Raw genomic sequence first — 14,440 nt, forward strand, 5'->3', positions numbered from 1 at the left:
GCGCCAGATAGCTACCAACTTTGCTATTGGTAAGCTGCAACTAACTAAACCAAATAAAAATGCAGTGCCGTGCCAATTGTGATGGCTAACCCAATGTAGTGGTTTTCAAGAAATGCGGTGAAGCAGCCTTCACGTTGCCGACGCTTAATAAGCTGATATTGGCGCACGCAGAGTAACGCTGAAAACAGCACTGCAATGTAATAAGGCCACGTTGCATCAATCGCACTCCCGATACACCACAGTATGGTGAGTGCAGCACCTTGCAGCATCATCACAATTTGCACGTCGTTTTTACCGAACAATATAGCCGTAGACTTTACGCCAATTTGTAAATCGTCGTCGCGGTCGACCATGGCGTACATGGTGTCGTACGCCACCGTCCATAGTAGGTTGCCTACAAATAACCACCACGCGTACGTTGGAACCGTTTCCAGCACGGCCATGAAAGCCATAGGAATGGCCCAGCCGAATGCGGCTCCCAACACCACCTGCGGCAAGTGAGTATAGCGTTTCATAAAGGGGTAGCTAGCCGCAAGAAGCAAGGCTACAACCGAAAGCGCTATAGTTTGCCAGTTAAGAAATAGCACTAGTACAAAGGCTATGGCAATGAGCGTATAAAATAACTGAAGCGCTTGTTTAGGTGACACTTCGCCCGTTGCCAGCGGGCGCTGAGCTGTGCGCTTTACGCTGCCGTCTACTTTTCTGTCTGCATAGTCGTTAATCACACAGCCCGCTGAACGCATTACTACTACACCAGCAATAAAAATTAGCGTTATATGTAAAGCGGGTTGCCCTTGGCCCGCCATGAGCAGCGCCCACAATGTTGGCCACAATAGCAGGTAAATACCCACGGGTTTATCTAAACGCATAAGTCGCGCGTATGCATTCCAATTGTGCTTCATAACTGTTTTTCGCTTTCCTTTTCAATGCTGGTGCAGTTGTTATAAGCGGGTGATGCGGGAAGAAAGACCTCTGCCACTATCATGCTGTAGTTGTCTAACGTAAACAACGAACGTCTTCCCCACAAGCGTTGAGTGTTGTGAATACCAAATTGCGAAGCCGAAACCGTACACAGCTGAAACGCTGAACGCGTAAAACGGGCATCATTGAAAAGACGCTTACCTAACGGCTCTTTGCCAAGGTCGGAAAGCTCGCTGTCGACAAACGCCTGAGGAATGATAGAGCGCGCGAAAACCCAGGGCTGATGATCGCCACAAAGCAAAATTTCTCGGGCTTGATAATGGGTGTCACCATTAGCATGTAATAGCGACAGTTCGTTGTCGTGAGGTATTTGGCCTTGCTGGCCAATTAGCTCAAGAGAAAAGTGCTTGCATAAAGACTGAACTCGCTCTGTTAACGACCCGGTGTCTAGCAACCAGTTTTTTAGCTGCGCATTAGGAATGGAGACGCCGGAAGGTGCTTGCCAGTCAACCGCCAAACCCACTGGAAAAGTGGCATTAAAACTCACACAAAAAACCCGAATAATGAATCTGATGACATGATACCACGTCATGTCCAATTATTTTCACTAGGTTAAACTTTTGCAGTAGTGTGTTTAATCAGAGTTTTGCTACACTAGCGGGTGAATTCATTACTTTGGTGTTTCGGACTTCACAATGCTTAAGTCTTTAGTTTTACGTGTATTAGCGGTTGGTTGTTTAGTATTAAGTGGTAACTCGGCAATGGCTCAAGAAAAAGCCAATTATGCTTATTTAGGCTTAGAGCCTGAAATTGTCACCAACTATATTAGTGATAGTGCCAAGAAATTGGGGTATGTTCGCGTGCAGGTTGAGCTAATGATAAACGACGTGAATCAGCTTGAAATTGCCGAGCATCACATGCCGTTATTGCGTTCTACCGCCATAGAAATTTTCGGGCAGCAACCTGAAGAAAAAGTAAAATCGCTAACAGGCCGTGAAGACATTCGACGCGCTATTCTAAAAGCGCTTCAAGATCATATGAAACAAGAAACAGGCGGTGAAGTTATTAAAAACGTTATTTTCACAAAGTACCTGTACCAAGGCGGCTAATTCAACATTTTATTTGTAGGCTTGTCCTCTTAAAGCCGGTGTAAAGACGTTAGTATCAAACCACGTGTAAGAACATAAAAAAAAGCGAGCACTGTTTAAAAATGTGCTCGCTTTTTTATGGATAGTCATGCCCGTTAACCACGTACAATTAACAAACATTAGGTTCGCTTGAATAAAGGCTATTTCGATTATTCACGTCTGCCTGAGCCAAGGCTTAAAGCGGCGGCAAGTAAGCAGCCTGAAATAAGTCCTGCCGTGTGCGCCGCGTTCGCCATGTTAACCCAAAGTACGTCGGCGTAACCCAGTACCAACCATACCAGCATAAACCCAACGATGGACTTTGGTAGTGATAATCCCCAGCTTGGTCGCAACCAGCCTAACCACCAAACAAAGCCCAAGACAGCGTACACAACGCCCGACAAACCGCCAAATAAGTAAAAACTGCCTTGTATTGGTTCGCTGAAGAACGCTTGCGCTGCATTTGAAATAGTAGCCGACACCAAGAACACGATAAGCAGCATACTTACGCCAAAAGTGCGCTCAATTTTGGCCCCCAGCATTCCCCACCATAACAGGTTGAATATAATGTGAAGCGCCGAAAAGTGGATGAAAGCAGGGCCCAATAAACGCCACCATTCGTTATTTTCAGACAAAAGAGAAAGCGGCTGCATGAGCAAATGCTGCGCAATAGGTGAAAATAGCCCAAAAAGCGATAGGAGATACACCGCAACACACAGCACAAATACAATCGACGTAAAAGGCGCTTTAACCGCATCCGAAATCATGTTGCTCATCGAGAAACCATTACCCGAGGGCGCTAAGCGTACGTTTTTACCATTTTTCCAAGCTGCTTGCTGATACTTAGGGTGAGAGGGATTTGCCAAAAAATCTTCGGCTATCATTTTAGCTCGGTCAGTTGACTCATGATCATCTAACACAACCACGAACCCTTCTTCATTTTTCACAACGTTTGCCGTTATGTTCTGACTGGTTAAATAGTTCGCGAGAAGGTGCGCAGGACTTTGCTGATTAAATGCAATTAAAGGATGACCCATAAACTTGTTGTTACCCCAATGGAAAAAGATTGACTCGATGCTATGAAAACCGAAGGCGCTGACGTGATATACAACCCCTTTATACTGAAATTAGAAGGCCTGCGCAAAGCATAAAATAAAGGTGCACAATGTGCACCTTTATCATATCTTTATGCCGTTTCCACAGGGTTGCCCTGCCGCCAAGCTTCAAAGCCCCCATCCATGCTGTAAACGGTTTCGAAACCTTGCTGTGCTATCACTTGCGCAGCCTGTTGACTGCTAACACCGTGATAACACACTACAACCACTGGAATGTTCTTGGGTGTTTGATCGATAAACGCTGCAAAATTGTCGTTGTTCAATTGTGCGGCGTTTGGCATATGCCCATTAGCAAACGACTGTGGATCGCGAATATCCACAATAGTAACGTCGCCTTGAAAGTTAGCGACGTCGCTTACGCTAATGTGTGAGAATGTTGTCATTATTGCCAGTCCAGAATAACTTTGCCTGATTGTCCAGACCCCATGGTATCAAACCCTTTCTGAAAGTCATCAATAGAAAAGGTATGGGTGATGATAGGCGAAAGATCTAAGCCGCTTTGCAGCAAGCTCGCCATCTTGTACCAAGTCTCGAACATTTCACGGCCATAAATACCTTTTATCACCAAACCTTTAAAAATAACTTGGTTCCAGTCGATAGCCACATCTTGTGGAGGAATACCTAGCATGGCAATTTTGCCGCCGTGATTCATTTTGTTAAGCATGTCTCTGAACGCAGCGGGTACACCTGACATTTCAAGGCCCACGTCGAAGCCCTCTGTCATGCCAAGCTCGTTCATTACATCTTTTAAGTCTTCTTTACTTACGTCGACAACACGGGTTGCACCCATTTTTTGCGCAAGCTCAAGGCGGTACGGGTTGATATCGGTGACCACAACATGACGCGCACCTACATGCTTTGCAACGGCTGCCGCCATAATGCCGATGGGGCCAGCACCTGTTATCAGTACGTCTTCACCCACTAAATCAAAACTTAGTGCCGTGTGAACAGCGTTACCGAACGGGTCAAAAATAGATGCAAGGTCGTCGCTAATGTTGTCGGGAATTTTAAACGCGTTAAATGCAGGAATAACCAAATACTCGGCGAACGCGCCTGGGCGGTTAACCCCCACACCTTCGGTGTTACGACACAAATGCACACGACCTGCGCGGCAGTTACGGCAGTGACCGCAAGTAATATGACCTTCACCAGACACGCGATCGCCTACTTTAAAGCCTTTTACTTCTTGGCCCATGCCCACCACTTCACCCACGTACTCGTGGCCTACAACCATAGGAACCGGAATGGTTTTTTGCGACCATTCATCCCAGTTGTAAATGTGCATGTCGGTACCACAAATAGCGGTCTTACGAATTTTAATCAGTAGGTCGTTATGGCCCACTTCAGGCTCTGGCGTATCTTGCAGCCAAATACCCTTCTCGGCTTTCGCTTTAACTAGCGATTTCATGAGATCACTCCCATTTCACGGCCTACTTCAATAAACGCATCAATGGCTTTGTCTACGTGTTCAAGGCTGTGACCAGCTGACATTTGCGTACGAATACGCGCTTGGCCTTTAGGCACAACTGGATAAGAGAAACCAATAACGTAAATGCCTTTTTCAAGCATCTTGTCTGCCATTTCACTGGCTAAACGCGCATCGCCTAGCATCACTGGAATGATGGCGTGGTCTTTGCCCGCTAGCGTGAATCCCGCGTCTTCCATGCGTTTACGGAAATGATTTGCATTGCGCCACAAATTAGCGCGAAGCTCGTCACCCTCTTTCATCATTTCAAACACTTTAAGTGATGCTGAAACAATAGGTGGCGCAACCGAGTTAGAGAATAGATAAGGACGAGAACGCTGACGCAACCACTCTACCACTTCTTTTTTGCCCGACGTGTAGCCGCCTGACGCGCCGCCAAGCGCCTTGCCAAGGGTGCCGGTTATGATATCTACACGGCCCATTACGCCGCAGTATTCATGGCTGCCTTTACCGTTTTCACCCAAAAAGCCCGTTGCGTGACAATCATCTACCATAACCATGGCGTCGTACTTGTCCGCCAAATCGCAAATTGAGGCAAGATCGGCAATTACGCCGTCCATAGAAAACACGCCGTCGGTAGCAATAATTTTGAAGCGTGCACCGTCAGCATCGGCCTGCTTTAACTGCTCTTCTAGCGCTGCCATATCGTTATTAGCGTAGCGGTAACGCTTGGCTTTACACAAACGCACACCGTCAATGATACTCGCGTGATTAAGCGCATCAGAGATGATTGCGTCTTCTGGGCCAAGCAAGGTTTCAAATAAACCGCCGTTGGCGTCAAAGCAAGACGGGTAAAGAATGGTGTCTTCTGTGCCTAAGAAATCGCTTATAGAGGCTTCTAATTGCTTGTGAATGTCTTGAGTACCGCAAATGAAACGCACAGATGCTACACCAAAACCATGGCTATCTAGGCCGTTTTTCGCCGCTTCAATTAAGCTTTCATTGTTCGCTAGACCAAGGTAGTTGTTGGCACAAAAGTTAATAACGTGCTCGCCATTTTCAACACCAATATCCGCTTGCTGTTGTGACGTGATAACACGTTCTTTTTTGTACAAACCATCTTCTTTCGTGGCTTCAATTTGCGATTGCAAATGAGAAATAAATGCCGCAGACATGCCATTCTCCGAGTGTAGGTATATAAAAGCTGCTAGTTTAATGAAAGCGCGTTAAAGGGTACACACCCTTGCGCTGTATTTAATGGGTTTGTCGACAAAGTTTGTAAATTATTCAGCACACTGCGTTAACAGCCCGATGCGCTGCAAGATGTAAAATAAGGCACGTCACGCCGACTCCTTCCAAAACCCAAACTCTACTTTATCGCTTAGTACTTCCCAAACATCCGCTTCGGCTATGGGTCGGCTAATTAAATAACCTTGCCCAATGTCACAATCGAAATGGCAAAGTAGTTCATACTGCTCGCTAGTTTCAATCCCTTCTGCTACCACTTGCATTCCCATTTTTCGAACCATGGAAATGGTAGAGTGCACAATGTTTCTGTCATCTGCGCTACTGGCGATATTGGCCACAAAAGAACGGTCAATTTTGATGTAGTCGGCAGGTAAAGACTTTAAGTAACTTAACGACGAGTAGCCTGTACCGAAGTCGTCTATCGCTAACATACACCCCATATCGCGAATATTCTTCATGATGCTAGTCGCGCGTTTGATATCAGAGACTAAAACCGTTTCGGTTAGCTCTAAACAAATTTGGTTAGGCGCGATATCGTTTTTGATGATCTGTTGCTGTAAAAACTCTGGAAGGCTCGGATCTAAGAATTGACCCGCAGATAAGTTAATTGCAAGTTTAACATCAGGGTAACCACTGTTTTTGAGTTCTCTAATCAAATACGTTGAGCGCGAAATCACCCAATAATCGAGCTCGAGCATAAATGAAGTGCTCTCAAGAAGTGGAATAAACTCTCCTGGAGAAATATTGCCCTTTTGAGGATGATGCCAACGCAATAGTGCCTCAAAACCTATCAACTTTCCGGTATGCATTTCGATTTGAGGCTGAAGCGCCAAACTAAACTGGTTATCGCGTAGCGCCTCACGTGCTTCCGATTCCAGCTCAACCTTTTGCATCACTTTGTGGTTCATCGTGGAATCATAAACACGATATTCCGCGCCCTTTTTCGCTTTCGCTTCGTACATTGCAATGTCAGCATGACGCAATAACTCAACTGGCGTAGCGCGAGAATGATTGGTAATAGCAATACCAATACTGATGGATACATAAAAGGTAATGTCATCAACAATAATGGGAGCCTTGAACTCATCAAGAAGCTTTTTAGCCACCGTATCAACGTGCTCTTTGCTTTCAATATTTGAAAGCAACACCACAAATTCGTCGCCTCCAAATCTAGAAGCAATATCCGATTCTCTTATGGGCCGTGAAATGCGCATAGCAGCGGCTTTTAACAGTTTATCGCCAACATTGTGCCCATGACTGTCATTAACCTTCTTGAAGTCGTCTAAGTCCATGAACATTAATGCCACTAAACGGTCATCACGAATTGAACTTGCCAGCTGTTTTTCAATTTGAAAGGTTAACATATTCCGGTTTGGCAGCCCGGTTAACACATCGAACATTGCCATTTTTTCAAGTTTCGCGGTGTTAATAGCCATTTGACCATCGAAGCTCTCTAGTTGACGGGCAAGATCATTCGCCGCTTCTTCAACCACATCAAGTTCGTCGGTTAATTTAAAAACTGGGGCTTTTCTGCGCTTTGCAGCAATGGTGTAAAACTCGCTGAATTTGTGCTCCGCCAACATAGGCAGACGTTCGCTCACATCTAACAGTCGAATGCGGTATTGGTTTAAAAATAGATAAAGTAGCGACGAGAAAACGAAAAACAGTGCAATCGCACTAGAAATAACAATATGTTGATATTGTTCATTTTGGCGGACCATCGTAGAAACATCTTGCACAATCAACAGATACGGATGATCGCCAGTAGCATGGTCAAAGGGCAGCAAGCTGACGAGCAGCTGTTGCTCTCCTAATTTTACATTCGTCCCTCTGATAACTAAATCATCAACGTGCCAACCTTTAGGCAACGCATCAAAGAGTGCCTGAAGATAGATGCGATTCGCAGCAGATACTTGACTTGAAACCTTTAATTCTGAAACCCCTTCAGAGTTTTCTTTATGCTGGACTACGGCCACTTTATGAACATCAGTAGCGCGGCTGAACAAATACAAAAGTTCACGTAAAGACGTTGATAAGACAATAACGGGTAATTGCTCATTACTCGCCATAACAGGAATTGAAATGTAATGTGTACATACGTCTTCACATGAGAGTAATGAACGACTCTCAAACGATGCACGTGTTGTATTCACTAACCTTTCTATGGTTTTGTTCAAAGGCCGAGATGCGTTTCCTACCACGCCATTATCGTCGAACAAAAAAAGCGACTCGACTTGAAAGTTAAGCGCTAAATACTCACTTAACCTGCTTAGTGTTTTCTGGAGTGTTTCTAGGTTATCAGCACTGCCGCTTCTATTTTGGCTTATGATGTCCATTAAAGTAATCATTCTAGCGTGCAAGATATCTTCTAAAAGCTTCATGCGGCGCTGGTTACTTATTTGGTTTTCACGTTGTTGCAACAACACCCTTGCTTCTGACTCTTGAATAAGCACAGTAGAAATTACAACGGCAACCGTAAGCACCATTGCCAGCAAGATAGTGATGGTTTTGGTAGTAAAAGAGACTTGAACTTTCATCCTCTTTCCTTAAAACCAGTACATCAATTGTAGTGACCACATTTCCCAATTTTTATCCGCATGAGACGCCACATCCATATTTAACAAGCTAACCACTCGCGCAGCTCCTTCAACCCAGTGATATTCGCCCTGAAGCCGCCATTTGGGCGCAATGTCCCAGCGTACCCCTAATGTATAGGTATCCTGATAACCAAAGTAAGCAGGGATAGTCCCTCCAGATATGAGCTCTAATTGCTTTCCATCTCTGTCCGATGTGTCGTTTACATAGGTGTCGTAACCAATAAGCCCACTTATATCGTTACTAAACAAATACCGAAACTGAATAAACCCGCCTTCACCAGTTTGTTTTTCTGTAAAGTCAGGGGCAAACAACCCTCTACTGTCTTGGATCTCGCGTAACAACTCTGCAGACACTTCCCAATTTTCTGCAAAATACTGACCGGATAACATTATGCGCTCTACGTTTGCGCCACCGGCCAAGCGATTGTCTTCTTGCGACGGCGTATAGGTAAAATCTGAATTTAACCAACTAACGCCAAGTTTCCATGTCATGGTAGACGGTTGCCAAAATACGCTCGCCTGATGCACAAAATCTTGCTTTACTTTACCGTTAGCCGCGTCGCCTAACAGAAAATCTCGCTGTGAGTCGTTGATGTTTGAACGGCCATAACTCCAATTAACTTCCCAAATATTATTCGCGCTGTAATGCGAGAAACTGGTCTGAATACCATTACTGCCCAGTGCAACGTCTCGAAACCCGTCAAAATATACCGATTGGGGAAGCACAGATGTGTAGCGCGTTTGAGGTACATCTCTGGTCACAGAGTATAGCCAATGCCTATTTTTAAAGCGGCCGACGTGTATTTGGCCGCGCCACCCACCTGCCAAGTCCGGTAACTTCCAATCTACAAACAAATAATCAAGACGGGCGCCTTGCTCGAAACGATTCCCGCCATCTAGATAATTAATCTGTCCAGCAATAGAAATATTCTCTGCAAGTTGGTAATAACCATTTAAACCTATTTCTGTTAGCTCAGCCGTAATTGTATCGTTGTCAGTAATGAAACTGCTTCCATTTGACTGCGTGACGCCTTGGGAAAGGTAACCGTGCCATGAAAAGTCACTATGCGAGGCGAATACCGGCAGGCTTATCATGCATAAAGCAATTGCAATGTGTTTTTTCATTAAATACCTACCTCTACACGTCGTAGCTTCAAAAAGTCGGATTGCTCGACGTAGCCTATTGCGCCAGACGTCCGTTCTAAGGCCTTGACTAACTCTTGATAAGAAGAAACTCTAACGGGTGTGACGCCCTGCCCTGAGTAGGTAATCTGATCCCATAGTCGAGATAATTGATAAGGAAACATGTGAAGTACTTCGCGACAAAACTGCTTATGTAGTTCATTACTATCTTGCAATACAAAAACGGTAATCTTAGTCCCATCACTCCAATATTGGCGGTGTCCTGTGAAGATTTGACGTAGCTCGGTGCGGTTGAGCTCGTTGACCATTACACTTTCATTTACCATAACATTTAGCTCAGAGGAATGTGCCAGAGGCGCACACAAAAGTAGTGCAACTTTTGCAAGTAACACAATGCTAGAGTAAAGATGTGCAAGAACAGTCGACAGCCTTCGCAAAGCGGGCTCTTTCATTCCGTAACGACTCCCTGTTATTTCAAAGGAACACTTCGCATGGCTAAGTGTAGATAATAGTGAATACTTTTACCTTACAACTAAGTAAATTAAGCCACAAATGGCTTACGCGCTTACTTTTTAGACCTGTGGGCAATTTTTTTCGCCCGCGCTTTTCTTGTAGTATACGTAAAGCATTGTGATGACAGATTAGTCCCACACTTTTATGTAACGTTCTTTTAATATAAAAGCGCATTGAGATTGAGAATTGGCAAAGCCAAGCAAACTCTGTATCGTGGTGCAGGTAAGTGTTCCCTTCACACATAATAGCTACCAGCTTTGCGAAATAGCTGCATGTAGGCAGGGCTCCAAGTGAAAGTGGCTCAATAAACCCTGTTTGCTAACCGGTGTAAGTGATACCGTGTTAATTTACGCATATTCACCCAATGAAAACGTTGAAGCTGCACAAAGAACACACGTCTCTTTTCAGTTTAGCCCTCGTGGGCAAAGCACTTTAGCATGCATATTTAGCAACATAAGTTATGCTTCCAAATACGCGGGTATTGTTTAAGCAACCCATTTATTCGTGTTCAATTTATTGTGACGGCAGCAACTATCTCCTAACGGCAAACTATTGTTCACTTTTCATTCTGCAGCACATATTTCTGGTATTAATAGTCTAAAAAGATAACTTCAACACGAACAAAACAGGCCAGCATAATGCGAAAAGGTGATGACAGGTAATTCAAGTTGCCTTTGGAGGGGGATTAGCATGTTTTTCTTGTCAGACGTCCAGCGATTGCTGAAAAACAAAAATAAATCATTAGAATATGAAGTTTTCTACAGGCTGCAAGCAACATGACGACAATTAGACGAGACATCGGCGCTGGGCACCATTTCATCTTCGACGACAGCTTGGTCAGTAACCCTAACCAAGACATGTTTACTCATGAGTTTTGGCAGCTTCAGAATAAAATTACGGGTCAGGCAAAAGGGCGCGGCACAACTATTTTCATAGAATACGAGCACCAACACTGGGTGTTACGTCACTATAAACGTGGAGGCTTAGTAAGTAAGATTCTAAGTGACCAATACCTGTTTACAGGTGTAGAACGCTCTCGCCCTTTCGAAGAATTTCAGCTACTTGAGTACATGCGAAATCAAGGTTTGCGAGTTCCAACTCCCGTTGCGGCTCGCATCCATCGCTGGGGATTAATTTATCGAGGTGACTTGATAACACTGAATATCCCAAACAGTCGCGATTTACATCACGTTTTGTGCAATACCCCCCTCTCTCCAGAAGAGTGGTATAAAGTAGGGCAAGCACTAGCGGCCATGCATAACTGCCAGGTATACCATCACGATGCCAACGTTAGAAATATCATGATGGATAGTGATAAGGAAATTTGGCTTATTGACTTCGATCGCTGTGAACAGCGCGAAGGTGATAGTTGGAAACAAGAAAACCTAGACCGCTTGTTGCGCTCACTTCATAAAGAAAAAGGTAAGAACCCCGTTTTTCACTGGCAAGAGAGCGATTGGGCATCGTGTATGAACGGGTATCGTGAATCAATTAAAACTAAGTTTTAACACTAATAGCCAGATGATGACAGCAACGCTCAACATAGGCGAGTAATGTGATACATTAAGCGCGTTGAGAATATAAACCCTCTACTTAGAAAAGATTCGACTTTATGCACACTAGAGCACTTTACCCAGGTACTTTCGACCCTATTACTAATGGTCATGCAGACCTTATTGAGCGCGCATCGCAATTATTCTCTCATGTGATTGTGGCCATTGCTTCAAACCCTAGCAAAAAGCCGCTGTTTTCATTGGAAGAACGCGTAGAAATGATAAAGAAAGTAACGGCTGACCTGCCCAATGTTGAAGTCGTTGGATTTACTGGGTTGTTAGCCGACTTTGCCGATGAACAAAATGCCACAATTCTTATTCGCGGCCTGCGTGCGGTATCTGATTTTGAGTATGAATTTCAACTGGCCAACATGAACCGCCGCTTAAATCCAAAACTTGAAAGTGTGTTTTTAACACCCGCCGAAGAGAATTCCTTTATTTCATCGACGTTGGTAAAAGAAGTGGCACTTCATCGAGGTGCGGTAAGCGGCTTTTGCCACCCAGTGGTAGAACAGGCATTAAAAGACAGACTGAGAAAAAAAGACTAAGTGCCGATGGCGGTATCGCTATCGCTGGCAGTGGGTACAAAAAAAGGTATTTCGCTGCCCTATCACTTTACTTTCTATTGTTTTTCCGCACACTTCACACGGTTCGCCCTTTCTTCCATAAACATTAAGATGCTGCGCAAAGTATCCCGGCTTGCCATCGGTTTGGGCAAAATCCTTTAGCGTGGTTCCCCCCTGTTCAATGGCTTTCGCCAGCACTTGCTTGATGGTGGCTGTAAGCGATTTATAGCGCGCTGCACTAATATTGCCCGCCGCTCTGCGTGGGTCGATGCCAGCGAGGAATAATGCCTCATTCGCATAAATGTTTCCTACCCCCACCACAATGGCATTATCCATGATGAAATTTTTAACCGGGCCTTTTCGATTGCGCGACAAAGCAAATAAACGCTTATCGTCAAAATCGTCGGTAAGCGGCTCTGGCCCCAAGTTACCAAGCATTGCAATTTGGGTGTTAGGCGCTTGAAACAACACTGCACCAAAGCGTCTGGGGTCGTTTAAACGCAAACACTTGCCTGTGTTAAGCACAATATCGACATGATCGTGTTTAACAATGGGTGTAGCGGCATCAATCACTCTTAATTTGCCCGACATGCCCAAATGGAGAATAAGTGTTCCAACAGCGGTCTCAATAAGCAGGTACTTCGCCCGGCGCTTAACATCAATAACCTTGTGCCCTTCTACGCTAGACACTTCATGTGGTATTGGCCAACGCATTCTTCGCTCGCGCACAACCACTTGCGTAATTGTATTGCCAACAAGATGTGGTGATACGCCCAAACGGCTAACTTCAACTTCGGGTAATTCAGGCATTTATAATGTCCACGGTAAAAGCTTATCAAGGTCGGTGTGGGTTAATGTATACCAGTTATTTTCAAATTTGATCACTGTTGGCGATGTGTCGGGATAAAACGCATAAACAAGCCCACTGCTATTGCCTGCGAGCCATACTACAGCAATGTAGGGCTGTGTCTGTGCAAAATCAGATGGTACTTCATTTAAAGGGGTTAAGGTTGCGCGTTGCCAGTGTGAAAATTGTACGTCAGGTGTAATTGAAAGACTGCTGCCTTGCACCTTTTGTCGCCACTGCTGCCCGGTGCGCTCTAAACTGTTACCGTCGTGCTCAATTTTCAGTACGTAAGCGTCTTCGGGCAACAAACTACGCGCTTGCACAACGTTTCTTTCAGGCAAAAGACTGTCTAAGTTAAACAATGCAATCATAATAAGCATGGCAATTATAACCACGTTGTTCATTGCTCGCTGAGAAATTCTAGCCACGCTTTTTACCCGCTAAATTTGATAAGACTAAGTTTGAGATTTACGTACTGCAATATAGTAATACCTCATCAATACATAAGCTAACCCAATTCAGGAAAAGTAGGGGCTTGGTTATGTGGATACGATCTAGAGGCAATCGACTCTTATATTGATGCGAGGATCTGGTTGGCTAATTGGTGCGTTCTTCTAGGATCGCTAATGGAAAAACCAAAAAGCTAAGCGGTAAAAAGCAAAAAACCCAGCAAAAGCTGGGTTTTCGTGGAGACAAAAGCAAGCTAATTACTTGATTTTGGCCTCTTTGAACATAACGTGCTTACGCACAACGGGATCATACTTTTTGATCTCCATTTTGCCAGGCATGTTACGCTTGTTTTTATCAGTAGTGTAGAAGAAACCTGTACCTGCTGAAGAAACTAGTTTAATTTTATCACGCATTGTCGGCTTCCTTAGATTTTCTCACCACGGGCACGGATATCAGTAAGTACTGAATCAATACCTTTCTTATCGATGATACGCATGCCTTTTGCAGACAAACGTAGTTTTACAAAACGGTTTTCGCTCTCAACCCAAAAACGGTGTGTTTGAAGGTTTGGCAAAAAGCGACGACGAGTCGCATTTCTTGCGTGTGAACGGTTATTACCAACCGTTGGACGCTTACCTGTTACTTGGCATACTCTTGACATTGTATTTGTCTCCAGAACAACGATAACTGTCGCGTCAGTTAATCCCAAGCGCTCAAACAGTGGTTGGGTCAATTGACGAATTACTATAAATTAGAGGGCGCATTTTATACAGCAAACCTAGGATCATTTCAATAAGAAAGTAAAAAAAGGTTACATTGAAGTACAAATATTGACCTTTTTTTGCGTGCCAATCAATTTTTCCCATTGTATTAGCGTCAAACTGGCTGTTGGAGCATTTATAAACACTATTACATTTTAGGTCGCCGCGATATA

General features: G+C 44.4%; 16 protein-coding genes. 3 read left to right on the forward strand and 13 right to left on the reverse strand.

Annotated features, from left to right (window positions below; genetic code table 11):
• Window positions 1–44: 44 nt before the first annotated feature.
• Together ubiA and ACHUFN_RS18610 are read right to left on the reverse strand one after the other, a co-directional pair.
• On the reverse strand, window positions 45–902 hold the full coding sequence (ubiA, locus tag ACHUFN_RS18605; protein ID WP_394224224.1) for a 4-hydroxybenzoate octaprenyltransferase: 858 nt from the start codon (window positions 900–902) through the stop codon (window positions 45–47).
• Window positions 899–1,468: a chorismate--pyruvate lyase family protein gene (locus ACHUFN_RS18610; RefSeq protein WP_394224226.1), complete on the reverse strand. Its 570-nt coding sequence runs from the start codon at window positions 1,466–1,468 to the stop codon at window positions 899–901. The genes ubiA and ACHUFN_RS18610 overlap by 4 nt, the downstream gene beginning before the upstream one ends.
• A 148-nt stretch (window positions 1,469–1,616) precedes the next feature.
• Between ACHUFN_RS18610 and ACHUFN_RS18615 the strand changes: the two genes are divergently transcribed.
• Entirely contained in the window at window positions 1,617–2,030 is a 414-nt protein-coding gene (locus ACHUFN_RS18615) for a flagellar basal body-associated protein FliL (protein ID WP_394224227.1), read from the forward strand.
• A 188-nt stretch (window positions 2,031–2,218) separates the two neighbouring features.
• Here the strand turns inward: ACHUFN_RS18615 and glpG are convergent, their stop codons facing one another.
• From glpG to ACHUFN_RS18650, 7 genes are all read right to left on the reverse strand, one after another.
• On the reverse strand, window positions 2,219–3,085 hold the full coding sequence (glpG, locus tag ACHUFN_RS18620) for a rhomboid family intramembrane serine protease GlpG (protein ID WP_394224229.1): 867 nt from the start codon (window positions 3,083–3,085) through the stop codon (window positions 2,219–2,221).
• A 149-nt stretch (window positions 3,086–3,234) separates the two neighbouring features.
• On the reverse strand, window positions 3,235–3,546 hold the full coding sequence (gene glpE, locus ACHUFN_RS18625; RefSeq protein WP_394224231.1) for a thiosulfate sulfurtransferase GlpE: 312 nt from the start codon (window positions 3,544–3,546) through the stop codon (window positions 3,235–3,237).
• On the reverse strand, window positions 3,546–4,571 hold the full coding sequence (tdh, locus tag ACHUFN_RS18630; RefSeq protein WP_394224233.1) for an L-threonine 3-dehydrogenase: 1,026 nt from the start codon (window positions 4,569–4,571) through the stop codon (window positions 3,546–3,548). The genes glpE and tdh overlap by 1 nt, the downstream gene beginning before the upstream one ends.
• The gene (locus ACHUFN_RS18635; protein ID WP_394224235.1) at window positions 4,568–5,764 is read right to left on the reverse strand and encodes a glycine C-acetyltransferase; all 1,197 of its coding nucleotides are present in this window, start codon (window positions 5,762–5,764) and stop codon (window positions 4,568–4,570) included. The genes tdh and ACHUFN_RS18635 overlap by 4 nt, the downstream gene beginning before the upstream one ends.
• A 165-nt stretch (window positions 5,765–5,929) precedes the next feature.
• On the reverse strand, window positions 5,930–8,374 hold the full coding sequence (locus ACHUFN_RS18640) for a bifunctional diguanylate cyclase/phosphodiesterase (RefSeq protein ID WP_394224237.1): 2,445 nt from the start codon (window positions 8,372–8,374) through the stop codon (window positions 5,930–5,932).
• Between the two features lie 9 nt (window positions 8,375–8,383).
• Window positions 8,384–9,559 carry a hypothetical protein gene (locus tag ACHUFN_RS18645; RefSeq protein WP_394224239.1) on the reverse strand — a complete coding sequence of 392 codons (1,176 nt, stop codon included), beginning with the start codon at window positions 9,557–9,559 and terminating at the stop codon, window positions 8,384–8,386.
• Window positions 9,559–10,029 (reverse strand): substrate-binding domain-containing protein, encoded by a 471-nt coding sequence (locus tag ACHUFN_RS18650; RefSeq protein WP_394224241.1) that lies wholly within the window; start codon window positions 10,027–10,029, stop codon window positions 9,559–9,561. The genes ACHUFN_RS18645 and ACHUFN_RS18650 overlap by 1 nt, the downstream gene beginning before the upstream one ends.
• Before the next feature lie 837 nt (window positions 10,030–10,866).
• On the opposite strand from ACHUFN_RS18650, the gene ACHUFN_RS18655 reads away from it, so the two are divergent.
• Both ACHUFN_RS18655 and coaD read left to right on the forward strand, forming a co-directional pair.
• Entirely contained in the window at window positions 10,867–11,598 is a 732-nt protein-coding gene (locus tag ACHUFN_RS18655) for a 3-deoxy-D-manno-octulosonic acid kinase (protein ID WP_394224243.1), read from the forward strand.
• A gap of 104 nt (window positions 11,599–11,702) precedes the next feature.
• A complete protein-coding gene (coaD, locus tag ACHUFN_RS18660) occupies window positions 11,703–12,191 on the forward strand; it encodes a pantetheine-phosphate adenylyltransferase (protein WP_394224245.1) in 489 nt (162 codons plus the stop codon).
• Between the two features lie 18 nt (window positions 12,192–12,209).
• Here the strand turns inward: coaD and mutM are convergent, their stop codons facing one another.
• The 4 genes from mutM to rpmB form a co-directional block, all read right to left on the reverse strand.
• Window positions 12,210–13,019: a bifunctional DNA-formamidopyrimidine glycosylase/DNA-(apurinic or apyrimidinic site) lyase gene (mutM, locus tag ACHUFN_RS18665; protein WP_394224247.1), complete on the reverse strand. Its 810-nt coding sequence runs from the start codon at window positions 13,017–13,019 to the stop codon at window positions 12,210–12,212.
• Entirely contained in the window at window positions 13,020–13,484 is a 465-nt protein-coding gene (locus ACHUFN_RS18670; protein WP_394224249.1) for a hypothetical protein, read from the reverse strand.
• 279 nt (window positions 13,485–13,763) lie between these two features.
• The gene (rpmG, locus tag ACHUFN_RS18675; protein ID WP_012516577.1) at window positions 13,764–13,919 is read right to left on the reverse strand and encodes a 50S ribosomal protein L33; all 156 of its coding nucleotides are present in this window, start codon (window positions 13,917–13,919) and stop codon (window positions 13,764–13,766) included.
• Window positions 13,920–13,930: 11 nt separating this feature from the next.
• Window positions 13,931–14,167 carry a 50S ribosomal protein L28 gene (rpmB, locus tag ACHUFN_RS18680; RefSeq protein WP_044055442.1) on the reverse strand — a complete coding sequence of 79 codons (237 nt, stop codon included), beginning with the start codon at window positions 14,165–14,167 and terminating at the stop codon, window positions 13,931–13,933.
• Window positions 14,168–14,440 lie beyond the last annotated feature (273 nt).

This window comes from Alteromonas gracilis (genome assembly GCF_043642145.1).
GTDB classification, from domain to species: Bacteria; Pseudomonadota; Gammaproteobacteria; order Enterobacterales; family Alteromonadaceae; genus Alteromonas; species Alteromonas gracilis_B.